Origin of the sequence: Methanobrevibacter sp. UBA412, from assembly GCA_002495685.1 — an archaeon.
Lineage (GTDB): Archaea > Methanobacteriota > Methanobacteria > Methanobacteriales > Methanobacteriaceae > Methanobrevibacter_A > Methanobrevibacter_A acididurans.
This window is the reverse complement of record DAGJ01000004.1, coordinates 29,374-52,630: the sequence shown is the minus strand read 5'-3', so window position 1 is coordinate 52,630 and position 23,257 is coordinate 29,374. Positions and strand designations below refer to the sequence as shown.

Below are 23,257 nucleotides of genomic sequence, written 5' to 3'. Positions count from 1 at the left end.
GTGTAAAATTTATTATTAATAAATTTTAAAATCTTTAAGTATTCATTAATTAGTTATAAAATATTTTCTTTAAGAAAATAATTTTTTAAATATTTGATTTTTTTTGTGAAAAAAATATTGATTAATTAAAATAAAAATTTAATTCTTTAAATTAAACTATTATTTTAATATATTACTTTAACATGTATTTATATTTTGTTCATGGCGAAAACTAGTTTAAAAATTTAAAAATGGAAAAATAGATTATTGAAGTTTTTTATTAAAATAAAGAGTAAATTTAAAAATATTAAAAAGTATAAATTATTCACAATTTTCTATTAAATTTGCCAAATGGTATTTTAGTACCATCTATACGATTTAAGAATATTTCAATATAATCATCAGTTATATTATAAGTATTATAACTATTCACATCTTTTCCACGTAATTTAACACTTGACACAGATCCTGCATTTACAAATAATGTGTCATGCATTTTCCAAAGGTTAGGTACATGCTTATGTCCACACATTACAATATCTACATCATGGTCTATTAATGTTTTAAGTATGTCTCCTGCGTCAGTTAAAACATTTCTTTCTCTACCTGTTTGTGGTATTGGTATTACATGGTGGTGTAGGGCTACAATAGTTAATAATCCTTCTTCTTTAGCTTGTTCCAATTGTGCTTCTAACCAAAATTGTTGTTCTCGTCCTATATGCCCATAATTCACATCTGGTGCACTGCTGTCTAAACCAATTATTACCATTTCATCTTCTTTGGTAAGTTTCCAACTTCGTTCACCAATTAATTCTTCAAATGTTTCATATCCAATGTTTCGTGAATCATGATTTCCCGGTACGGCAAATAAAGGTGCATTAAACATGTCTAAATATTTGGATACTTGTTTAAAATCTTGATAGTATCCTTCATCAGTTAAATCTCCAGTTAATATAATCATATCAGGATTTAAATTGTTAATTTCTTCCATGATTTGTAAGAAAGATTTTTCATTGAAATTTGCTTTACTTACATGTAAATCTGATATGTGTGCTATTAATGTCACCTTTATCCCCTCTAAATTTTTTTATAATTAAATTTTATTTATCCTTGTAATTTAAGGATTGCATCTGCTATATCACCATTTGCATCTTCTAATGCTTGTTTTGCATCTGATTCAGTTACCCCTGCAGTATTTGCAACCATTTCTATATCTTCATCTGGGATTTCTAATTGAACATCAATTGGTACTTCTTTTGCTTCCCCTATAATTTGATAGGTTTCTTGTCCCATAGCATTCATTAAAGTTATATCCGGATCAGTAATTATTAATTCTTTTTCATCAAATCGTATAATTACTTCTCTTGCTCCTTCAAGAGTATCCATTTTCATTCCCATTTTCTTCATTTGTCTTTCCATTTTCTTCATTTGTTTTGGGTTCATTCCAGGCATCATATATTATCATCCAATTAATTATTATATTATATAATATTGTTTTTTACTATTTATAATTTAAATCCTTTACGTACTTTTACTGCTTGACCTGTATTAAAATCATTTATTTCTTTAGGGTTTAATAATACTTTACCATAAGCTAGTAAATCATCATTTGAGTTGGTGATTAAAACTTCATCTTGCGCACGTATATTAGAATCTATATCTACTACAAATTTAGAGAAAACACTTTTCCCATCACGTGCGAATTCTTCAACACTTGAATCTACAACTACTCTATTATTTGGGTAGTTTATATTTTTATGTAATCTTTTTGCTCCTTCATCAGATAAGACAAAATTAGCATCAGATGCTCTCATATTAGCAATTAATTCTTCACCATCATAAATGTGTCTAATTTTACCAGTTTTTTTACTTTTTTCAATGTTTAAATCACCATCAAACAATTGTTCCCCTATGTCTGATTGGAATTGGTAATTTGCTATTGCTTTAATTTTTCTTGTATCATCTTTTTTAAATCTGATATCATGAGAGTGTTCATATTCTGGTAGGTCCAAACCATATTCTCTTACGGGTCTTGCATGAATTAATACTTGATTGTAATATTCACTAAACTCTGCTAATGTGTTTATTAAGAATTCAATACTATCATCATCTAAAATTTTAGGTGCAACATTTTGAGCTAATGGATATGTTTCATCTAAATCAAGTGGAGTTAAACCAAATGGAATATCTAGTACCATGAAATCTGCTTCTTCTGGATTTACTTGTTCTTGGCTTCCAGTTAATGTGTGGAATCTTCCAAGTCTTCCTTGATAATATTTACTGTATGGTTTTCGCCCTCCACCTAAAATTATTAAATCTTTCTTTTTAGGTTGATTTCGTAATTTTTCTAAGTGTCTAGTTACAGTTGCACGTTTTAGTGATTCTGGCCCAGTATAGAAGAATGCTGATTTTTTAACACTTGGATCATATTTTTCTAAATCTTCACTATAATTTCCAAGTTCTCGTACGGCATCAAGTAGTGCAGGATGTGCTCTGCAACGTAGTTCAACAAGTTCCATTAATGTACCTTCATAGATTGCTTGACGTATACGTCTTAACTCAGCAAAACTAACATGTAAATTATGTGCTGCGATTAATTCTACTCTTTCTTTTTTAGGTAATTTTCTTAATTCATCTGGTGTGTATTTACTACATACTTCACAGCTGCATGGCATTTCATGTAAGTTTTCTAATTTTATTGTACCTGTAGTGGTTAGTAATCTATCATCTTCAGCATATAATATGTAAGCTGCTGAATCGAATAGGTCACAACCCATTGCTACACATAATGCAAATACCATTGGATGACCTGCACCCATTAAATGTCTAGGTTTGTTATCAGGTAGGTTTTTTACACTTGCCATTACTACATCTACAAGGTTTTTATAATCATAACCTTCCATTAATGGTACTACTGCTCCTATTGGATATAAATCTGCATTTAAACTTGTTAGTCTATCTGCACATTCACTACGTAAATCTGGAAATGTTGATCCTTGAACTACACTATTTAATTTTAGATTATAGTTTTTATTATTTCTATATTCTATAGCTTCTTGAGCACGTTTTATTGTTATTTCCATATCTTTTCGTGCTTCTTCTTTATCTACATATGGTGCTGTAGGTATATCTAAGCTTGTACCTATATCTGAACCTATTTGTTCTTGGAAGTCTATTACTTCAGTATTACCAATATCAACATCACCATAAACACTTAATTGGAAACTACCTGAATCTGTCATTACAGGTCCTTGGAAGTCAATTAACTTATGTAATCCTTCATCTAATGCTTTTTGTTTAAGTTTAGGATCTTTATAGATTAAATAAGCATTTGTAATTACTATATCTGCACCATATTTCTTTACATCAATGGTTTGTTTTCTTGGATGAATCACAGGCATTAATGCTGGTGTCATGACTTTTCCATGTTGAGTTTTTAATACTCCAACACGTCCTCTATTATCTTTAGCTTTAATCTCAAACATAAATATTAAAATTCCCCTTTTTATTAAATTGTAAAAAAAAGATTTTTATAAAAAAATTAGTATTATTATTATAATAATTATATTTTTTCTGGTTTAAATAGCTTATTTAAAAAAATTGTTAAATAAAATTTTTTTTTATTAAAATGTTATTATATGAGGTTTTATATCAGAGTCATGATTTGCTAAAGATTCTATGCAATTTTCATTTAAACTCATATCTCTTATCCATTGGAGTGATTTATATTGTTTTTCTTTATCACTAGATATTCCAGGCAATATCATTTCTTTCCATGATTTACTCGCATATCCACCGTCTAAATATAATAATACAAACTTATTGTTATATGTAATTTTTACGGCAAATAGTCCATCTGAGTGACCTGGTATTTTTATGAGTTTTATAACCTCATTTCCTAATAGGTCGTAAGATTTATGGAATGGTCCATCATTTGTATCTTTAAAATTGAATTGTTCTAAATTGATTCCTTCCCACATAGTTTTTGTATATCTTAATCTATTTTTTTGAGCGAATTTAAGTTCATCTTTTGATACTAATATGTGTTTTGCATTTTTAAGGGTTTTAATACCACTTACATGATCACAGCCAAGGTGTGTTAATAATACATAATCAATGTCTTGTGCTTTTATTCCTATATTTTTTAATTGTTCGTCAATTGTTTGTCCTTTAGGTATTATTGCTTGGTTTATTTTGTATAATATTCTGGACATGTGATTTATTTGAGCTTTTTTATCATAAAGACCTTGGGGGCTTACTTCACGACTCCATCCAGTGTCAACAAGTATTTTATAGTTTTCGTATTCTATGAGATATGCTGATACTGGTAGCCATAATCGTTTACTTTTAGGTGTTAATAATCCTGAAGCTTTTATGATGTTAGTTTTTTCTCCACCGAATGGTATATCTGGTGCTACACATACTTTTCCACAGTGAAATACATGTATTTTTATGTTTGACATAAATTTTTAAATCCTGATTTTAATAATTTAATTATTTATATGTTTTGTTTTTAGATTTAAAATATTTTTTAAAAATAGTTTAATGTTTTTGAAGGTTTTAAAAAAAAGAATAAAAAAAATATATAATTTGGTTTATTTTTTATCTATTGATACTGCAAGGTTTAATATTGTCCCAAGATCACTATCTGCACTTTGATTAAATGAGTTTTCATTTGTATATGTTCTTGTAATACTATACTTTACATCATCTTTTACAAATTCTGCATATAATTGGTATTCGTCTTTATTTGTAATTTCTGTTCTTTGTATTGTGAAATTGGTAAAGTTATCACTTGCCATGTCAAGAGTATTTGTACTTAGAACTTTGGAACCGTTAACAAATTCACCATTAGATGCTGTTTTAATATATGTTGTATTATTATCATTTAATTTATTAATTTTGAATATACTGCTTGTGAATTGGTTATTTTCTATAGAAATTGCCCTATCTGATGTTGATATTACACTATAGTCATGAGGCATTTGTATTGAAAATGAGTCACATTCGGCATCTTTGTTATTAACAGATATTGCTCCATAAATTACGCCTACACATAGTAGTATTACGAGTATTATGATTATAATTTTTAGCCATTTTTTCATTTTGTTATTTCACCACTTATTAAATTTTTTCATAATTTTTAAAAAATAACTATAATGTAAGTAAGTACTTACATACATATAAATCTTTTGTATTAAAAATTAAAGTAAAAAAAATCTTAAAAAAATTAGGAAAAAAAGTTTATAAATTAAAAATTAAATTTTCCGGTGAGGATAATTATTCTTAACATAACGATCAAAATATGTTTCTTTATCATCAACATTCATCAATTTAGTATGAACCTTAACCGGAACACGAGCAAAGTGATAAACATCCCCATCCTTTAATTCTACTTCAAGAACCTTACTGTTTTCATCATAACCAACAGCACATAAATCTTTAGATTCAATAGGACAACGTTCCATATTAAAAACACCTCATATTATAAATTTTTAATTAAATACTTAAAAAGAAAAGATTATCCAAATATAATTTGTTAGTTAAAAAACCAACAAACTAATCATTTTAAAGCCTAAGCTAAAAAAAGAAAAAATCTAAAAAAAATTTTTATAGATAAAATAATAATCAAAATTTTCAGCTAAAAAAACAATAAAATAATCAAAACTTGAAATTTTAATAATCTTTTTCTTTTAATCTTCTATTTATTATATATGTTATCTACAGTATATATAATTCTCCCAAAAAATAGGGGAAATAGTATAAAAAAAGGTATTATATAAAAATTAGAATATTTTAAAAATAAAGTGAAAAAAAGAGTAAATGATGAAATTTATAGGGTTTAAAATTTTAAATAATTAATTTAATGTGGTAAACCTAAATAATTAAATAATAAAGTCCATACAAGGAACCAACAGAAAATGAATGGTACTATACCATCCCATAACCATTTAGTGAAACCTTTTAATTCTTCATCATCAGCAAAAATTTTATTACATAATTGTCCTGTAATATATAGTAGAACTATTCCTACTAAAGCTGCTATGACTGGATTTGTGAATCCAAACCATCCTATTGTAAGTGCAGAGGATAATAATGCTGCCACTATTGCAAATATGAGATGTATTGATGTTACTTTAACTGTGTTATCCATTTTATCATTCCGATTATTGTAAATATTTAATATAAATTTTTTTAAGAATTAGAAATTATATATAATCTATAATTTTTTATTATTATTATATTTACTTTTACCTAGTATTTAAGTTTATAAAGAATTTAAAAAAATTTTTACTTAATAAGTTTTTTTAATATAATGATGTATATGGGTTTATTTTAAATTACTTAAATTCAGTGTAAAACATTACTTGTTAATTTTACATATTATAATTAATAAATATTACATGATAAGTATAAGAATAATTAAAAGGTATTTTGATTTTTAGTATAGATAAATTTTTTTAAAATATGTATTAATAGGTTTAAGGTAAATCTTAAAATATTTAAAAAATCATAAATAATAATAGTTAATTTATTTTAAAGGAATGATGTTTTAATATGAAAACTATGTCAAATGTTGATGTGTATACAATAAGTTATGAATTAAACAAATTATTAACAGGTGCAAGAGTTGATAAATCTTTTCAACCAACTGATGATACTGTTGTAATGAGGTTTCATAAAGCCGGATATGGTCGTGTAGACCTTGTAATGCAAGCCGGAGTTCGTTTACATATTAGCCAATACCCATTAGAAAACCCATTAACTCCTCCTAGTTTTCCAATGTTACTAAGAAAACGAGTTAAAGGTGCAAATGTTATTAGTATAAAACAACACGAATTTGATCGTGTTGTTGAAATTAAAATGCAAAAAGAACAAGTTTACACATTAATCGTAGAATTATTTGATAAAGGTAATATAATCTTGTTAGATGAAGAAAATAATATTATTTTACCATTAAAACGTAAACATGTAGGTAATCGAGATATTTCAAGTAAAAAAAATTATGAATTTCCCGCCAAACATGGTATGAACCCCATAACAATTAATTTATTAGAATTCAACGATTTAATAAGATACAGTGACAGTGATATTGTCCGTACCCTTGCACGTAACGGTTTAGGTAGTTTATATGCAGAAGAAATTATATCCCACACAAATATTGATAAAAACACAGAATGTTCTAATTTAAATAATGATGATGTTGAAGAATTATATAATGCATTAACTAATACTTTTAAACCTTTAAAAGAAGACGCTTTTAAGCCTCAAATTGATAAAGAGGAAAAATCAGATAAGAAAAAAGAGTACTTAGTACCATTAAATTTAGGCAAATATCAAAATATGGAAAAAACTGAATTTAAAACCTTTAATGAAGCTGCAGACGAATTTTACAGTAGCAAAGTTAATAAAGAGATTACAAGTGTTCAAGAACGTGCATGGAATAAAAAAGTAGGGAAATTTGAAAAAAGATTAAAATTACAGGAAGAAACATTAGAAGGTTTCCATGAAACTATAGAAACATGCCAACATAAAGGAGAATTAATTTATTCCCATTATACTGAAATTGAATCTTTACAAAAAGTAATTCTTAATGCACGAGACAAAGAATATTCTTGGAAACAAATTAACAATACTTTAAAAAAAGCTAAAAAAAGTGGATTAAAAGATTCAAACATTTTTGAATCTATGGATAAATTAGGAACTATGACCTTAATTTTAGAAGATACTCATATTAACATAGATTGTAAAAAAAGTTTAAATGATAATGCTGAAATTTATTATGAAAAGAGTAAAAAAGCAAAACATAAAATTAATGGGGCAAATATTGCAATAGAAAATACACGCAAACAATTAAAGGATATACGTGAACGCAAAACTGTTGCTATGGAAAAAGTGAATGTTACCCAAAAACGTGTTAAAAAAGAATTAAAATGGTTTGAAAAGTTAAGATGGTTCTTATCAAGCGATGGTTTCCTTGTAGTTGGAGGTCGTGATGCTAATACTAATGAAACTGTAGTTAAAAAATATTTAGATAATAATGATATTTACCTACATTGTGATATTCATGGTGCACCTTCAATTAGTATACGCTTAAAAGGTGAAGAATTAACAAATCAAGCTATAAAAGAAGCCGGAATTTTTGCAGCTTCTTATTCTAGTGCATGGTCTGAAGGTTATAGTAACCAAGATGTATACTATGTATCACCAAGCCAAGTAAGTAAAACACCAGAATCTGGAGAATATGTACCTAAAGGTTCTTTCATAATACGTGGACATAGAAATTATATTAGAAATGCAAATCTTGAATTAGCAGTGGGAATTGTGGATTATGAGGGCAAACGTATAATGGCTGGACCTATTGAAGCTGTGAATAAATATTGTGATAATTTTGTAGCATTAAAACCCGGACACATTAAAAAAGAAGCAATAGCTAAAAAAATCTTAAGTAAAATTGATAAAGAAAATATTTTAGGCATAGATGATGTTGTAAGAGTTTTACCTAGTGGTAAATGTGATATTATTGATCCAAGAGAAATACAATATCGTTTAATGAAAAAATAAAAAAGAGATTTGAAAAAAAATAGTATTATTCATCCTTTAATTCCGGGACAAATGTTTCTAAAGGATTAATAACTATTGTTTCTATTTTTGGATTTAATTGTGTTACAAAATTACTAAACACTGCAGGATCTTGTTCTATAGCAGGGAAAGTATTGTAATGCATTGGTAAAACATATTTTGGATTAATCCACATAGTAGCTAATGCTGCTTCAAAAGGCCCCATTGTGAATTTATCCCCTATAGGTAAAATAGCAACATCAGGTTTATAAATTTCGCCTATAATAGTTTTCATATCTCCAAATAATGCTGTATCTCCAGCATGGAATAATTTTTCACCATTTTCCATTGTTATTAAGAAACTTGCAGGTTCTCCACCAGCAACTGGTTCTTCTACAATATCTAATGCTCCTGAATGTTTAGCATCTAACATTGTGAATTTTATGCCTTCAAGAACAAGTGAACCTCCTTTATTCATACTAACTTTATTTATTCCTTGTTTTGCTAAGAATAATCCAATTTCATGTATGCATATTATTGGACAGTTTAAATTATGAGATAATTCCATTGCATCACCAAAATGATCACTGTGTCCATGAGTAACACAAATAATGTCTGCTTCTATTTCTTCAACTGGAATTGGGCAAGCTGGATTATTACTTATGAATGGATCTATTAAGATTTTTACACCTTCATTAGATTCTACTAAGAAGGTTGAATGACCTAACCATGTTATTTCCATTTTTATCACCTAATATAAATTTTTTTTACTTATTTTCTAAATTATGGGCTAACTCCCATGATTTATTAAAGTTATCTTTAACTAAATTAATAGATTGTATGTCAGTATAAACTGCACCATAATCAAAATCTATTTGATCTTCTCCATTAGAAATTATTAATGCATAAGAGTCATCACTTATTAAGTTAAAGGTGTTTACTATTGGTAAAAGTTTTACTTTCACACCATCTTCAATTAATGCTGATATTAATAATATGTATGAAGTATCTTTAAGATTAAATTCTTGAATAATTAATTTTGTATTTAGCTTACAAATATTAGCTAAAAAACTACTATTTAACTCTTTTAAGGAAGGTACTTCTAAAAATATTTCAGATTTTGCATGTTTTCCTATTAATTCGAAAGCATTTTCTGAAGTCATTATTCCTTGATTACATATTACATAGCTTTTCCGTAATCTGGATCCTTTTTTAACTTTAGAATGTTTTGTTTTTTCTATTTTTTGATTTTTTTCTGTAATGAAATCTGATAGTTCTGTGGATTTTGTATTTTTAGGTATAACATTATAAGTATCATCAGTTATTTTATGATTATTCACATTAGAGACAATTGATGGTTGAGTACTTGTTTCTTCATCATGAAGGTTTTCATATTCTTCTGCGTAAACTGGGGTTATTGTCTCAGGAATAGGTTCTTGATAAACTGGGGTTTCAACATTTTCATAATTTAATGGGACTTCTCTTCTTTTGGGTTTACGTGTGACTTTCATTGGTTTTTCGTAATTTGGAGTGAAGTTAAATTGTCTTGCAGGTGGATGTTTTTTATATCCTTTTGGTATCATACCAATTTTATTAAGATTATTTTTTCTAGATTTATTTTGTTTAGATGGTGATAGGGAAATATTTCTAGAATTTGAGTCTTCTTCGGGTTCTTCATAATTATATGAGGGTTCGTCCCAAACTTGAGGGTTTGAGCGTAATACTGCTTTTGAATTATATTCCGGATTGGTGAATCTTTCAGCAAATTGTCTGTTTATAGTTGTGAATATTGATTCATTATTATATGAGTCATCTAAGGATGCTATAGATCTTGTTTCGGAAGTTAAATTGTTTTTTTTATTACTTAAAGAGTGTTTAGTTTTTGTTATTAATTCATTTTGATTAGAACCCTTTGGTATAAAAATTGATATTAACATTATTATTCCAATAAATAACATTAATAATCCTAATAGTAGAATAATATCTAATAAACTGTAGATTACTGATTCATATATAACAATTAAACCTATAGCGGCGAGTAAAATTCCTTTAAATATTTGATTCATTTCATCCATTCTTCTTTTACCACCATAAAATATTATTTAATATTTATTAAAGTTTTCCCCTAAAATTTTTTTTATAAAATTAAAAGTTTAATTATTTTAAAATTTGTGTATGTGTTTTTATTTATTATACTAAATAGGGTTAGTTTGTATAATTGTAATAAAATGATTATATTAAATATCCTATAATTTTGATTATAAATTAATATAATTATTTTAATATATAAAATTAATGTTTAATAATGGACAGATAAAGGTTTAATATTAGGTTATAATTAGAAAATAGTGAAAAATGGTTAAAAAAAGCAATTTATTTTATTAAAAGAGAGAATAATATTTTTTTTAGAATAAAATGAAAATTAATTTTTCATTTTTTTATATTTCTAAAAAAAAATTATTTAATATTTATTTTTATTCTAAGAGTTTTCCTATGATTTTTTGCCAGGATGCGTTTGTTATGTTTTCAAGTTTCATACTTAATCTACGTAATTGTAGGGCATCTAAAGGACAAGCATTTACACATGCGCCACAGAGAATACATCTTTCTTCATTAAGTGATAAAAATCCATCTTTAATTTCTAAAGCATTACATGGACATACTTCTATACAATCTTGACAATCTTTACATTCTTCTGCTTCTGGAATTAGCATTTCTCCATCGAATGGTTTAACTACTTTTATTGTGTCTTCTGGGCATAATTCTTTACAATATCCACAGTAAACACAATTATTATCAATGAATGTTTTTCCAGTTATTTCTGGTTCTGGTAATTCATCAGCATACATACATGTGTCACAGACTTGTTTTATTGCATTTTGTGGACATGCTCGTTTACATACTCCACATTGTACACATTTATCTAAATCCACTTCTATATTATTTGGTACTGCTAAATCTGTTCTAGTTGAAGATTCTGGAATTGCTTTTATTGTTATTGCACTTACAGGACATAATTCTTCACAAATTTTACAGTATAAACAGTCATCTTCATTTATTGATATGTTTCCATGAATTAAATCTGTTGGTTTTGGTAAGTTTCTTTGGAAAAAGACTGCGTCTTGTGGGCAACTATAACTACATTTTCCACAGTAGATACAGTTTTCTTCATCAATTTCTGAGAAGTGTGTCCATTTTGGATAATTAGGTAAGTCTTGTATGTTTTTTCCGTCTATTTCTAAGTTTAATGCATCGAATGCACATACTGATGCACATAATCCACAGAGCACACAACTGTCTTTTTCTATTTTTATTTTATCTTGGTTGGTTTTGCCTCTTGAGATGTCTGCTATTGGACCTAATTCTAATGATTGTGTTGGGCATAATTGTGCACATATTCCACAACCTACACATTTATCATTTTTATGCATTAATTTTCTTTTTTCATTACCATTTCTTTCAATAACTACCATTTGAAAACCCCGAAAATTTATTTTTTATCTTTTGGAATAGTTAAAAAATGTGTCCATAACCATTTTTATTCTCTTCGCTCTTTTAATGTATTATATTTTGAATAATATTTTTTTTAACTATTGAATATTTATAAACATTCTATAATATAAGAGTTTATATTTAATTATTTAACGAAATGAATATATAAACATATCGTATTTTTTTAAAAAAAATTGAAATAATCAAATAATTATTTCAAAAGACGTCCCTTTTTATCAATTTCACCAGCACGAATCCGGGTACTGGAAATAGGCACGTCATCAACTGCTAAAACAAAATTAATAACAATAATATCTAAAGGTTTCATACCTTTATTTTCTCTAATCTCATTAATTTTATGAGCATTAGGTTCTGTTTCGAGACTAACAACTATAGCATCATAATCTGGATCATCAATAGACGGCCCAAAAGGATCATCTAAACGACTAATATGGAAATTAGCATGAGATCCCTTAAGAAAATTATTTAAATTACCCATACGAACGTCACAAGAATCTATATCTCCTTTTAAACCCCCAAAAGCATTTGAAGTAACACCAATCTCTACTTCTTCACCAATCTCAAAAGCTTTTCCAATTAATTCCCTATGTCCATAATGAAACTTATCAAAAGTTCCACCAACAGCTACTTTCTTATACTTTTTAACCATAAACAAAAACCTTTAAAAAAAATAAATCAAATTTTATAATTACCTAAATAAGTATACACTTTTAATTTATTTAAAGTTTTATGAAAAAAATAATAAAAAATAAGATAATGAGTTTAAAAAAAAAAAATAAATAAACTCTAATAATAAATTTTTAATTAAAACATATTGAATCTAAAATGGCACTACAACATATTTATGTAAATCTGAAAATGAATACACATTCCAATTTACTACATGACCTAAACTATTTCTAACACTAGTAGCATCAGCTGAATACCATGTGTCTCCAATAAGAATTTGTGCCCAAACATGTCCAGTAACTAAACCACTACTAAATGTACATCCTTGACCATGACAGTATCTAGCAGCTAAACCTGCAGCTCTACAAAGAGCAATAACAAGACTAGCTTGATCTACACAGTTTCCTTTACCTGCAGATAAAGTACCAGAAGCACCTCTAACACTATTACTATAGTAACTATAACTAATGTCATCTCTAACATAATTAAATATAGCAGTAGCTTTATCAGCTTGAGTAGTTAAACTTGAAGTTAAACTATTAGCTAAAGATATAATGGCACTGCTTTGAGAATTACATTTCCAACTAGTACTATTAGCATAATATGCACTTGCATCTGCACCATTATTCCGTTCATTTAAACCAGATACAAACTGATTAGTAGGTAAATCACTAGAAGTACCACCATTTACTGAAGAAGAAACAATAGAAACAAAATTAGGGAAACGACCATTCTCTGAATAGAATATTAAAGCTTTCACCATAGCATAAGTATAATCATCAAATGACATTTGACCTAAAGAAGTAGCTACATAATTAGGATCATAACCATGATTATCAACAAAAGTAGCAACTTTAATAGCCACATTTACAAGTTTATCCATATCATACTTACCATTAATATAATCCCCATTAGGGTTAGGTGCAGCAGTAACATCTTTAAGAGTTACACTATTAGTATTTCCAGAATTAATATTAACAATTGCTTGAGCAACATAATATGCAAAATCCCCTATAGAATATGTCTTATCATTAAGAGTTATACTGTCAGGTAGGAGAGAATTAGCTAAAACATAATCTCGTATAGAAATAGCCCCAGAGATTATTTGATTAATACTTATATCAGAACTAACTGGTTGAGGATTAACAATTATATTTTGAATATCTCCACTACAAGCACTGTAAACTGAATCTCCAGAATAGAATCCTTGAATAGTATAAGTTCCTACTGCTAATCCTATAGGTATGTTTATTATACCATTTTCATCTGTAGTATAAGTATAGTTAAATTTCTGTCCAGATGCTTTAGTGAATACTATTAACATTTCTTTATTTGCTATTGTATTTCCATAAATATCAATTAATGTTAATGTGTAAGATTGACCTGAACCTTGATACATAGTAAGATTTGAAGATTTGATTAAAGTAGGAGTTTTAGGAGCAGATATTGTTAAATCAATAACAACACTACTTGGATTATAATTACTATTACCTGTAAATGAATATTTAACAGTATATTCCCCTTTAGTTAAACCTATTGGTAAAGTTGCTTTACCTGCATTATCTGTAGTTGCATAATAATCTTTACTATTAGTCCCTACGGAAAATGTTATACAAATATGTTGACCTATAAGTACTTTACCATTAATATCTGTTAAGATAACACTTACATTAGTACCATCATTTTGAATCATACTTATATTATCCGCAGTTAAAACTGTATCGGTTTTATTTGTATTGTAATTGTTAACTATGAAAGAATTAGTACCTTGACATGAATTGTAAGTTGAATCTCCTTTAAAATTATAGGTTATTGAGTATGTTCCTGCAGAATAACCATTAGGTAAATATAAACTTGCAACACCTTTTTCATTAGTTACAATTTCAAAAGATAAACCATTAATAGAGACAAAAATATTTTTATCACTTACAGGATTACCTGATGCATCTAGAAGTGTAATATTGTATAATATGTTTTCATAATTAGTGTAAACAGTTAAATTTTTACCATTGATTATAGTATTTGTTTTAGAAACTGTTGGAGTAACTACAGAAATAGGAGATGATCCTGAAACATTACGATATGTATTATCTCCATTATAGGTATAATAAACATCATATGATCCAAGTGCAAGATTTACTTGAATATTTGCTTTACCTTCTGAATTTGTAGTTATTGTATAAGGATTAGTATATTGTGTTCCTTTTCCAAATATTACATTAACTTGTCGATTACTTAAAGGGTTTCCATTAATATCAGTTAATGAAACTGTTAAACTGTTTCCTTTAGGAACTGTATTATTTAAAAGATTAATAATAGTATAAATTCCATTAATAACAGTTAAATCCACAGAATTACTGCTTGCAGAATAATTAGTTGATCCAGAATAAGAATAAGTAACTGTATAAGTATTAGGTGCTAAGTTAATTGGTATACTCACTTCCCCATTACTATTTGTAGTTAGGAAGTAGGTTTTATTATTAGAACCAAATTTAAAATCTAAAGCTATTGTTTGACCAGATATTCCATTGTTATTTCCATCAAGGAGTGATACTATAAAGTTATCTCCTTTATATACTGTATTTCCTGAACAATTCATTGTAGTGGTAGTTGATAGATAAGTATCCCCAAGAATGACATTATTATTTGTTTGACTCAACATACTTTGTGAAGATTGTAAAACCACCTTACTATTAGAACTATCCAAATTATTATCACTAGTTGTAGTATTTGCACTATTTGCAATATTCCCATTAGTGGATGAGTTGGAAGCAACATCCTGAGAAGTTTCAATATTATTTGAAACTTGAGAAGTACTATTAGTTAAATCTGAGATTTGGTTAATATTACTACATAAATTTGGATTGTTTGATACATCACTAGCATTACTTGCACAAACTCCACTAATACTAATAAAAAGTATTAATGACAGTACAAGAATAAATGCTTTGTTTTTTATCAAAATTTTTCCACCTCAATTTATTAAATTATAATTTTCTAGTAATTATGAAAAAATTATTTTATAATATTTAATCACCTAAAAAAAATAAGCTTTTTAAAAATATTTCTAAAAATTTAATTTTTTTTTTAATCCTTTTATTTCTTAAAAAAAATATTCAAGAAAATAATTAATTTTTAATATTAATAATAATTTTTTTTATGTGAAAAATAAAAGGTGTATTTTTTTGGGTGAAATATTTTTCCACAATTATTATACATATTTTTATATAGTGAAAATATATAAAACTAACTACGATAAAAAATTAATAAAATCAATGCTTTTTAATTTTAAAAGCTTAAGAAAAGTATAAATATATTTAATTTTAAATTAAAATAGTTTTTGGAACTATAAACTGAATAGGTAAGTTTAAAGTTTATAAAGATTAAAATTACCTTTGAAAAATTAAGTGAATTTGAAACTATTAATAAATATATATTCAATTATCTATTTAAAAAAAAATTAACTTACTAATAAAGTTTCATTAATTAATTAATTAAGATTTCTAAATTTAAGAGTAAATATTATATCATTATTAAAAATAAATATTTAATACTTATATATGAGTATTAATATGATTATAAAATGTTAAAAATAGTATAATATTGTAATTTAATTATGTTTAATAACTTGTTTTATTTAACTGTTTTAAAAATAGTGTTAATTAATTTTTGATTAATATTTTTATAAAAAAAGGTTTTAGATAAGTTTAATAAAATTATTTTAAAAAAAGTTGATTTAATGAAAAAAATGTGTTTTTCATTAACAAAAATTTAGTTTATTAATTCTTCTTTATCTTCAACATCATCTTGAGAATTATCTTCAAATTCTTTTTTTACAATAACAGTTCTTGAGATATAATCAAGAAATCTATCATCTTTTTTAACTATGATACCTACTAAAATATCTAATATAATAATTACCCAATAAATTTTAGAAATACTTCTAACAAATGTTTGGGCATATGATAAGTCTTGATTAGTAGATTGAACTTCTATATCAAATAAACTTTTACCTAATGTTGCGTGATTAACTTTTTCAAGCACAGTGAAATAAATTATTTGAATTATTGGTAATACAAAGATGAAGTAATGGTATATTGCAAATACATTATAATGATTTGCGAATAAAAAAAGAACATAGGATATTATCCACATGAATGCTGATACGACAAAAAAGTCTACTATGTAAGCACCAGCTCTTTGTTTAAAGTATTCAATTTTAACCATAAATTTTTTGCCACCTATATTAATAATCTATTAATATTTATTATATTAATAATATATAAAAACTATTTTTTTAACAAACTCTTGGAACCGGATCAGCAATTGGTGTTTCCATGATTCTTACACCACCAACAGGTGTTTCAACTAATACATGATTGTCATCAGTGACTTCACCTATTATTGCAGCGTTTTTACCATATTTATCTTTTTTAATAGCTTTTAAAATATCTTCGGCATCGCTTGCTTTAACACCCATTACTACTTTTCCTTCATTAGCAACTTCATAAGGATCTATACCTAACATGTCACTAACTCCACGAACTTCATCACGGATAGGTATACTATCATCTTGGAGAAGTACTCCTACTCCGGATTTATCTGCCATTTCATTTATAGCATTAGCAAATCCTCCACGTGTAGGGTCTTTCATTGCATGAATTTCTCCAGCAGCGGTTGCTTTTTCAACAATTCCCCACATTGGCGCAACATCACTTTGTAATGTTGATTCGAAGTTAATACCTTCTCTTAAACTCATTAAACTTAAACCATGATCTCCTACAGTTCCAGTTATTATGATTTTATCTCCTATTTCTAAAGTTGAATCTCTTATAACTTTATCATTATCAACTATACCTAATCCAGTAGTTGATATAACAATACCATCTAATTTATCAGATTCCATTACTTTAGTATCTCCAGCAACTATTGCAACATCTACCTCTTGACAACAAGCATCCATAGATTTCATGATTGTATCTAATGATTCTTCTGGAAATCCTTCTTGAATTATCATTGAATTTGTAATTGCTAAAGGTTTTGCCCCCATCATACTTACATCATTTATGGTTCCCGCAGCTGCGATTCTACCAATATCCCCTCCAGGGAAGAATAATGGATTTACAGTATGTCCATCAGTTGTTATTACAATTTGTTGATTTCCAATTGGAATAGTTGCTCCATCATCTAATGAATCTAATCCAATTCCATCATTAACCGCTTTTTTAGTTACATTTCCAAGGATAGTGTCTTTTATAAGGTTTTCCATTACCTCTCCACCGGCTCCATGGTTCATTCCTATTTTCATAAAGTATACTCCATTGTTTTTAATAATTTGTTTTTAATTAAATAAAAAGAAACGATTATTTATCTTTTTATTTTAAAATTAGATTTATAGAATTAAAAAATAACATTATGTAATTTATTATAAGTATTTAAAATAGTTTATGTAAACAAAAATAGTTAATTTATAATATATTAAAAATAATGAATTAAATAAAAAAAAAGATTAATTAGTATGCTTAAATAAGCACACCGTTAATAACACCATCTTGACCAGGACGACTAGTTACTTTTGCTTTACCAGCACTAGTTTCAACAATAGCTCCTTTGGTTATGATGTTACGTCTAACATAGTTGGGATTAGCTTTATTTTCAATAACATTATAGATTTCAGCATTTTCAGCATTATTATTTTCTGGATTTATAATGTTTATAGTGTTTCCTTCAGCTAATCGGTTTTTAAAATTACCACCGTGGGTTCTTATTTTTCTAAGATTCTTTTCACCAAGTCTGGTTTCAGCAGGATCTCTTCCTAATTCGAATTTTCTTTTTCCACGCATTGAAATGTTTCTTTTACCAGATGGTCCTCTGGTAGATTTTCCTTGACTAATTGCCATTTTATAATCACCATTTTATAAATTAATTATACATTTTTTTAATAATAAAAGTTTTTTCCTAAAATTCTCTTTTGGAAAAGTTAATTAAAATAAAACTCTTTAAAAAGTTTTTTCTATTAAATAAGTTTAATAAACAATAAAAATTATTTTTCTATATTTTTATATAATTGAAAAAAATTAGAGTCTTCTTTATAAGTATAATATCAAAATATTATGTTTAATATTATATATAAATATTATGTTAAAATATGCAAATTTTAAAATTTTTACAAAAATTTTTCTCAAAAAAATTTTATTAAAGGTTCTATTTTATTGTATAAACAAATATTTTTTCGAGACAAAAAAAATATTTTACTAATAAAAATTAAGCAAGTAATTAATGTTGATTATTCTAATTTATTGAATAATTTTTTTGAAAATGCAAGAAATATAATCAAAAAAACAGATAATTAGAATTATAATATAGTATATGTATTTACATATTATATAAACATTAGCATTAATTATTAAGACTCATTAAATACTAAAGAAAAAAGGAATAAACTTAATAAAATTAAAAAAATAGTTAAAAAATTTATTATAATATAAGAAACATAATTAAATATAATAAAATTGAAAAAAAAAATATTTTTTCAGGTGCCACTTAAATATGGAATCTAAAACACAAACAAAAAAAGAAATTGAAATTCAAAAAAAAGTTAAAGAATTTTTAGGCACTTTTAATAGTACATTACCTTCAACTATGGAATTAGAATATGAAGGATTTTATCGCAGAGGATTCTTTTTAACCAAAAAAAGATATGCTGTAATTGAAAATGGAAAAATAATAGCTAAAGGATTAGAGCTGGTTAGAAGAGATTGGGCCCCAATAGCAAAACAAACCCAAGAAAACATATTAGAAGCCATTCTTAAAGAGGGTAACATTAACAAAGCAGTAAAAATAATTGGTAAAAATTTAAAAAAAATAAAATCAGGAAATGTTAATTTAGAAGATTTAGTTATTCATACCCAAATTACTAAAAAATTATCAGAATATAAACAAATAGGTCCTCATGTAATAGCTGCAAAAAAAATGGAAGAAAAAGGTATGGAAATTGGAAAAGGGACCATTATACGCTATGTAATAAAAAAAGGTAAAGGATCTATAAGTCAAAGAGCAGTCCCTTATGAATTCAGTGAAGATGTAGTTTATGATGCAGATTATTATATTAATAATCAAGTTTTACCTGCAGTATCAAGAATAATGGAATCTTTAGGATATACTAAGGAAGATTTAGCTAATTTAGCAACTAATGAAAAACAACAAAGTTTAGATGACTTCTTTTAAAATTAAAATTATGTTTAATAAAAATTTATATAAACTTAAAAAAATATAATAAAAATTAATATTTATAATTTGTGAATAAGAATGAATAAATGTGGAGATAATAAATTGGAAGAAAAAGCAGTATTTTTTGATATAGATGATACATTATTAGATACTTCAAGCTTCGCTGAAACAGCCCGAAGAGCTGCAATTGAAATGATGGTGGAAAACGGATTACCATTAGAAAAAGATGAAGCTTATGATTTACTTAAAGAAATAATTGAACAAAAAGGAAGTAATTATGATAAACACTTTAATGTATTAACTAAAACAGTTTTAGGAGAAGAAGATCCATTCCTTATAGCATTAGGAATGACTACTTACCATAATGTGAAATTCGCATTACTCCGACCATTTCCCAGAACTACTCAAACATTATTATACTTAAAAACTAAAGGTTATAAATTAGGAGCAATAAGTAACGGAATCACAATAAAACAATGGGAAAAATTAATCCGATTAAATATCCATGGATTTTTTGATGAAGTAATAACTTCAGAAGAAGTAGGATTTAAAAAACCAAATCGTCACATATTCGAAGAAGCTCTATCAAAAATGAATTGTAAAGCAGAGAAAAGTATAATGGTTGGTAATAAATTAGATGTGGATATTATTGGAGCTGCAAATGCTGGAATGAAAACCGTCCTTGTAAATTCAAATATTGATTTAGAATCTGAAGAAAGAATAATTGAAGAAAATATTGAATTAAAAGTTTTAAACAATATCTCAGAATTAAACACAATCTTATAAAAAAAAATAGTAAATAATTAAAAACAGTAATTAATATAAAGGGAAAAATATAAATTTCCCTTTCTTGAAAAAATTTCATCCCTATTTTTTTTATAAATCTAATTTTAAACCTATTGGGCAATGATCAGATCCCATTACATCAGATAAAATATAGGAATCAACTACTTTATCTAAAAATTCTTCATTTACAAAGAAGTAATCTAATCTCCAACCTACATTTCGGTCACGTGCTTTAGTACGGTAACTCCACCAAGTATATTGATCAGGTTCTTGGTTGAATTCACGAAATGTATCAACATAACCATTACTTAAGAATTTAGAAACCCATTCTCTTTCTATAGGTAAAAATCCTGAAACTTCTTCATTAGCTTTAGGTCTTGCAAGATCTATAGGATTATGTGCAGTGTTTAAATCACCACAAATTACAAGATTAGTTCCTTCATCCCGTAGTTTATTTGCATAGTCTAGGAAAGCATCATAGAAATCTAATTTATATTGTAAACGTTCTTCTCCAGATCCACCATTTGGGTAGTAAATATTTAATAGGGTGAATTCATCGTAATCTATTCTTAGTAAGCGGCCTTCAGTGTCGAATTTTTCTATTCCCATTCCATTTATAACATTTTTAGGTTTAATTTGTGAATAGGTTGCTACTCCACTGTATCCTTTACGTTCTGCACTGTTGAAATAGCTAGTGTAATCTGGTATATTTATTAATTTTTTTGGTAATTGGTCTATTTGAGCTTTGGTTTCTTGTATTGAAATTATATCTGGTTTATTTTCACTTAACCAATCTATGAAACCTTTACGATGTATAGCTCTGATACCATTTACATTCCATGATATTAATTCTAACTCAGACATTTTTATTCCAACCTATTTTTTTTTAAATTCTTTTTTTTTAATCTAATTTGATTCCTTTATCTAATGGTAGTTCTCTTAACCATTTGATATCACTTTTATATAGCATTCTTATATCATTTATATCATAACGTAACATTGCTAATCTTTCAATTCCTAAACCGAATGCTAATGCAGGAGTATCTATTCCTAATGGTTTTAATACTTCAGGACGGAACATTCCAGCTCCACCTAATTCTATCCATGAATCTTTTTCTTCAAAGAATACTTCAGTTTCTATACTTAGGTAAGTGTAAGGGAAATATGCTGGTCTGAAACGTACTTGTGTGAATCCTAATTTTTTATAAAATTCTCTTAAGATTCCTAAAAGGTTTTGGAAATTAATGTTTTCACCAGCTACTACTCCTTCTACTTGATGGAATTCTGGTAAGTGTTTATAATTAATTGTTTCTCTACGGAATACTCGACCTACACTGAACATTTTAAATGGAGGTTCATGACTTTCTAAATATTTTGTACTGATTCCTGTTGTGTGAGTTCTTAGTACTGATTGTTTTGCAACTTCTACATCCCATTTATAACCCCAACCTTCAGATGAAGTTTCTCCTCCGTCTTCGTGAGTGCTTGCTACACGTTCAACTAATTCTTTATCTGGTAAATCTACACGTGCTGGGTTTTTAACATAAAATGTATCTTGCATTTCACGTGCTGCATGGTCTTGTGGTTGGAAGAGTGAATCGAAATTCCAGAATGCACTGTTTAATATATCTCCATCTGATTCTGTAAATCCCATGTTTAAGAATATATCACGTATTTCTTCTATGATTTTTCTAAGTGGATGCATTTTACCTGGGAATATGTTTGGTGATTCTGCATTAATATCATAGGGACGGTATGATAATTTTTCATATTCTCCACTTTCTAATTGTTCATGGGTTAATTGTGTTGCTTGTTCTTTTATGGTTATTCCTGTTTCTAAAATTTTTGAACCTAATGGTGTTAATTTGAATGAGTGATCTACTTTTTTAGTATCTTTTAATAAATTTTTACGGTTTTTTAATTCATTTAATCCTTTTAGTAGATTATTAGGTAATTCGAATGGGTTTATTATATGTTTAATTTTTAAGAGGCTAAGTAATTCTTCATCAGATCCTAAATTATTAAATGCATTTTCCCCTTCTTCAGTTATACTTATTACACCTTTATCAATTTTAGCCCAGTGTTTACGAACTAACCAACCCATTGCAATGTTGACTTCAAATTTTTGCAATCCTGCTTCGCCCATAAGGTCTTTCATTGGTATTTGTTTCTTTTCTTTTAGTACATTAATTACTCTACGTTCTGGTAGACCTTCATCTGCAAATAGTGCGCCATCAGAGGTTAGTTGGAAATGTTCTTCTACATCTTTTTCCATGATTATTATATTTTTTGATGCAAGAGATCCTGCTGCACTCATAACTGATTTAATATCCATACCTGTGTTTTCAGCTATTTTATCTGGTGTTATGTTTTCGTCTTTTTCTAACTCTTTTAAGAGTTTTTTTTCGTAAATATGTAATTCATTAATAATTTTTGTAATATCGTCGCTCATTTTATGTTCAACCGTAAAAAAAATTTTTAATATAAAATAGAATAATAATGTTTTTGTTTTAATAAG

Annotated in this window: 20 protein-coding genes; 3 read left to right on the top strand and 17 right to left on the bottom strand. The window is 26.8% G+C overall.

Annotated features, from left to right (window positions below; all coding sequences use genetic code 11):
• Positions 1–304 precede the first annotated feature (304 nt).
• The 7 genes from BP997_RS01035 to BP997_RS01005 all read right to left on the bottom strand — a co-directional run bounded on the left by BP997_RS01035 (position 305) and on the right by BP997_RS01005 (position 6,133).
• Entirely contained in the window at positions 305–1,045 is a 741-nt protein-coding gene (locus BP997_RS01035) for a metallophosphoesterase family protein (RefSeq protein WP_409197765.1), read from the bottom strand.
• Positions 1,046–1,083: 38 nt separating this feature from the next.
• The gene (locus tag BP997_RS01030; protein ID WP_413826100.1) at positions 1,084–1,434 is read right to left on the bottom strand and encodes a nascent polypeptide-associated complex protein; all 351 of its coding nucleotides are present in this window, start codon (positions 1,432–1,434) and stop codon (positions 1,084–1,086) included.
• Positions 1,435–1,484: 50 nt separating this feature from the next.
• Complete coding sequence (gene tgtA / locus BP997_RS01025; protein WP_409197767.1) at positions 1,485–3,464, bottom strand: tRNA guanosine(15) transglycosylase TgtA; 1,980 nt, start codon at positions 3,462–3,464, stop codon at positions 1,485–1,487.
• A gap of 138 nt (positions 3,465–3,602) precedes the next feature.
• Positions 3,603–4,442 carry an N-acyl homoserine lactonase family protein gene (locus BP997_RS01020; protein ID WP_413828253.1) on the bottom strand — a complete coding sequence of 280 codons (840 nt, stop codon included), beginning with the start codon at positions 4,440–4,442 and terminating at the stop codon, positions 3,603–3,605.
• A 132-nt stretch (positions 4,443–4,574) separates the two neighbouring features.
• Positions 4,575–5,084: a hypothetical protein gene (locus tag BP997_RS01015; protein ID WP_409197769.1), complete on the bottom strand. Its 510-nt coding sequence runs from the start codon at positions 5,082–5,084 to the stop codon at positions 4,575–4,577.
• A 153-nt stretch (positions 5,085–5,237) separates the two neighbouring features.
• Positions 5,238–5,447, bottom strand: coding sequence for a KTSC domain-containing protein (locus BP997_RS01010; RefSeq protein ID WP_409197770.1), 210 nt, complete (start codon positions 5,445–5,447; stop codon positions 5,238–5,240).
• A 395-nt stretch (positions 5,448–5,842) separates the two neighbouring features.
• Positions 5,843–6,133 carry a hypothetical protein gene (locus BP997_RS01005; protein WP_409197771.1) on the bottom strand — a complete coding sequence of 97 codons (291 nt, stop codon included), beginning with the start codon at positions 6,131–6,133 and terminating at the stop codon, positions 5,843–5,845.
• Positions 6,134–6,537: 404 nt separating this feature from the next.
• Here BP997_RS01005 and rqcH point away from each other — a divergent pair, with 404 nt between their 5' ends.
• On the top strand, positions 6,538–8,544 hold the full coding sequence (rqcH, locus tag BP997_RS01000) for a ribosome rescue protein RqcH (RefSeq protein ID WP_409197772.1): 2,007 nt from the start codon (positions 6,538–6,540) through the stop codon (positions 8,542–8,544).
• 25 nt (positions 8,545–8,569) lie between these two features.
• Here the strand turns inward: rqcH and BP997_RS00995 are convergent, their stop codons facing one another.
• The 8 genes from BP997_RS00995 to BP997_RS00960 all read right to left on the bottom strand — a co-directional run bounded on the left by BP997_RS00995 (position 8,570) and on the right by BP997_RS00960 (position 18,623).
• A complete protein-coding gene (locus BP997_RS00995; protein WP_413828663.1) occupies positions 8,570–9,283 on the bottom strand; it encodes a metal-dependent hydrolase in 714 nt (237 codons plus the stop codon).
• 25 nt (positions 9,284–9,308) lie between these two features.
• Positions 9,309–10,616, bottom strand: coding sequence for a hypothetical protein (locus BP997_RS00990; RefSeq protein WP_413828661.1), 1,308 nt, complete (start codon positions 10,614–10,616; stop codon positions 9,309–9,311).
• Positions 10,617–11,015: 399 nt separating this feature from the next.
• A complete protein-coding gene (gene fwdF / locus BP997_RS00985) occupies positions 11,016–12,014 on the bottom strand; it encodes a tungsten-dependent formylmethanofuran dehydrogenase subunit FwdF (protein ID WP_413828261.1) in 999 nt (332 codons plus the stop codon).
• 230 nt (positions 12,015–12,244) lie between these two features.
• On the bottom strand, positions 12,245–12,703 hold the full coding sequence (locus tag BP997_RS00980) for a phosphopantetheine adenylyltransferase (RefSeq protein ID WP_413823908.1): 459 nt from the start codon (positions 12,701–12,703) through the stop codon (positions 12,245–12,247).
• Positions 12,704–12,874: 171 nt separating this feature from the next.
• The gene (locus BP997_RS00975) at positions 12,875–15,685 is read right to left on the bottom strand and encodes a transglutaminase domain-containing protein (RefSeq protein WP_413828659.1); all 2,811 of its coding nucleotides are present in this window, start codon (positions 15,683–15,685) and stop codon (positions 12,875–12,877) included.
• Positions 15,686–16,494: 809 nt separating this feature from the next.
• Entirely contained in the window at positions 16,495–16,950 is a 456-nt protein-coding gene (locus BP997_RS00970) for an RDD family protein (RefSeq protein ID WP_413823912.1), read from the bottom strand.
• Positions 16,951–17,020: 70 nt separating this feature from the next.
• Positions 17,021–18,031 (bottom strand): hydrogenase expression/formation protein HypE, encoded by a 1,011-nt coding sequence (hypE, locus tag BP997_RS00965; protein WP_413828289.1) that lies wholly within the window; start codon positions 18,029–18,031, stop codon positions 17,021–17,023.
• Positions 18,032–18,245: 214 nt separating this feature from the next.
• Positions 18,246–18,623, bottom strand: coding sequence for a 30S ribosomal protein S8e (locus BP997_RS00960; protein WP_413823918.1), 378 nt, complete (start codon positions 18,621–18,623; stop codon positions 18,246–18,248).
• A 649-nt stretch (positions 18,624–19,272) separates the two neighbouring features.
• Here BP997_RS00960 and BP997_RS00955 point away from each other — a divergent pair.
• Positions 19,273–19,950 carry a DNA polymerase domain-containing protein gene (locus BP997_RS00955; RefSeq protein ID WP_413823920.1) on the top strand — a complete coding sequence of 226 codons (678 nt, stop codon included), beginning with the start codon at positions 19,273–19,275 and terminating at the stop codon, positions 19,948–19,950.
• 105 nt (positions 19,951–20,055) lie between these two features.
• Entirely contained in the window at positions 20,056–20,739 is a 684-nt protein-coding gene (locus BP997_RS00950; protein ID WP_413823923.1) for a TIGR02253 family HAD-type hydrolase, read from the top strand.
• A gap of 90 nt (positions 20,740–20,829) precedes the next feature.
• Here the strand turns inward: BP997_RS00950 and BP997_RS00945 are convergent, their stop codons facing one another.
• Complete coding sequence (locus BP997_RS00945; RefSeq protein WP_413823925.1) at positions 20,830–21,603, bottom strand: exodeoxyribonuclease III; 774 nt, start codon at positions 21,601–21,603, stop codon at positions 20,830–20,832.
• Between the two features lie 37 nt (positions 21,604–21,640).
• On the bottom strand, positions 21,641–23,191 hold the full coding sequence (locus BP997_RS00940; RefSeq protein WP_413823928.1) for a phenylalanine--tRNA ligase subunit alpha: 1,551 nt from the start codon (positions 23,189–23,191) through the stop codon (positions 21,641–21,643).
• Positions 23,192–23,257 lie beyond the last annotated feature (66 nt).

Bases quoted from the DNA above. Each gene is read 5' to 3' on its own strand.
- BP997_RS00945 (WP_413823925.1), bottom strand. From the start codon at position 21,603: ATGTCTGAGTTAGAATTAATATCATGGAATGTAAATGGTATCAGAGCT.
- rqcH (WP_409197772.1), top strand. From the start codon at position 6,538: ATGAAAACTATGTCAAATGTTGATGTGTATACAATAAGTTATGAATTA.
- fwdF (WP_413828261.1), bottom strand. From the start codon at position 12,014: ATGGTAGTTATTGAAAGAAATGGTAATGAAAAAAGAAAATTAATGCAT.
- BP997_RS01005 (WP_409197771.1), bottom strand. From the start codon at position 6,133: ATGGATAACACAGTTAAAGTAACATCAATACATCTCATATTTGCAATA.
- BP997_RS00960 (WP_413823918.1), bottom strand. From the start codon at position 18,623: ATGGCAATTAGTCAAGGAAAATCTACCAGAGGACCATCTGGTAAAAGA.
- BP997_RS00970 (WP_413823912.1), bottom strand. From the start codon at position 16,950: ATGGTTAAAATTGAATACTTTAAACAAAGAGCTGGTGCTTACATAGTA.
- BP997_RS00955 (WP_413823920.1), top strand. From the start codon at position 19,273: ATGGAATCTAAAACACAAACAAAAAAAGAAATTGAAATTCAAAAAAAA.
- BP997_RS01030 (WP_413826100.1), bottom strand. From the start codon at position 1,434: ATGATGCCTGGAATGAACCCAAAACAAATGAAGAAAATGGAAAGACAA.
- BP997_RS00940 (WP_413823928.1), bottom strand. From the start codon at position 23,191: ATGAGCGACGATATTACAAAAATTATTAATGAATTACATATTTACGAA.
- BP997_RS01010 (WP_409197770.1), bottom strand. From the start codon at position 5,447: ATGGAACGTTGTCCTATTGAATCTAAAGATTTATGTGCTGTTGGTTAT.
- BP997_RS01015 (WP_409197769.1), bottom strand. From the start codon at position 5,084: ATGAAAAAATGGCTAAAAATTATAATCATAATACTCGTAATACTACTA.
- BP997_RS00995 (WP_413828663.1), bottom strand. From the start codon at position 9,283: ATGGAAATAACATGGTTAGGTCATTCAACCTTCTTAGTAGAATCTAAT.
- BP997_RS01020 (WP_413828253.1), bottom strand. From the start codon at position 4,442: ATGTCAAACATAAAAATACATGTATTTCACTGTGGAAAAGTATGTGTA.
- hypE (WP_413828289.1), bottom strand. From the start codon at position 18,031: ATGAAAATAGGAATGAACCATGGAGCCGGTGGAGAGGTAATGGAAAAC.
- BP997_RS00980 (WP_413823908.1), bottom strand. From the start codon at position 12,703: ATGGTTAAAAAGTATAAGAAAGTAGCTGTTGGTGGAACTTTTGATAAG.
- BP997_RS00990 (WP_413828661.1), bottom strand. From the start codon at position 10,616: ATGGATGAAATGAATCAAATATTTAAAGGAATTTTACTCGCCGCTATA.
- tgtA (WP_409197767.1), bottom strand. From the start codon at position 3,464: ATGTTTGAGATTAAAGCTAAAGATAATAGAGGACGTGTTGGAGTATTA.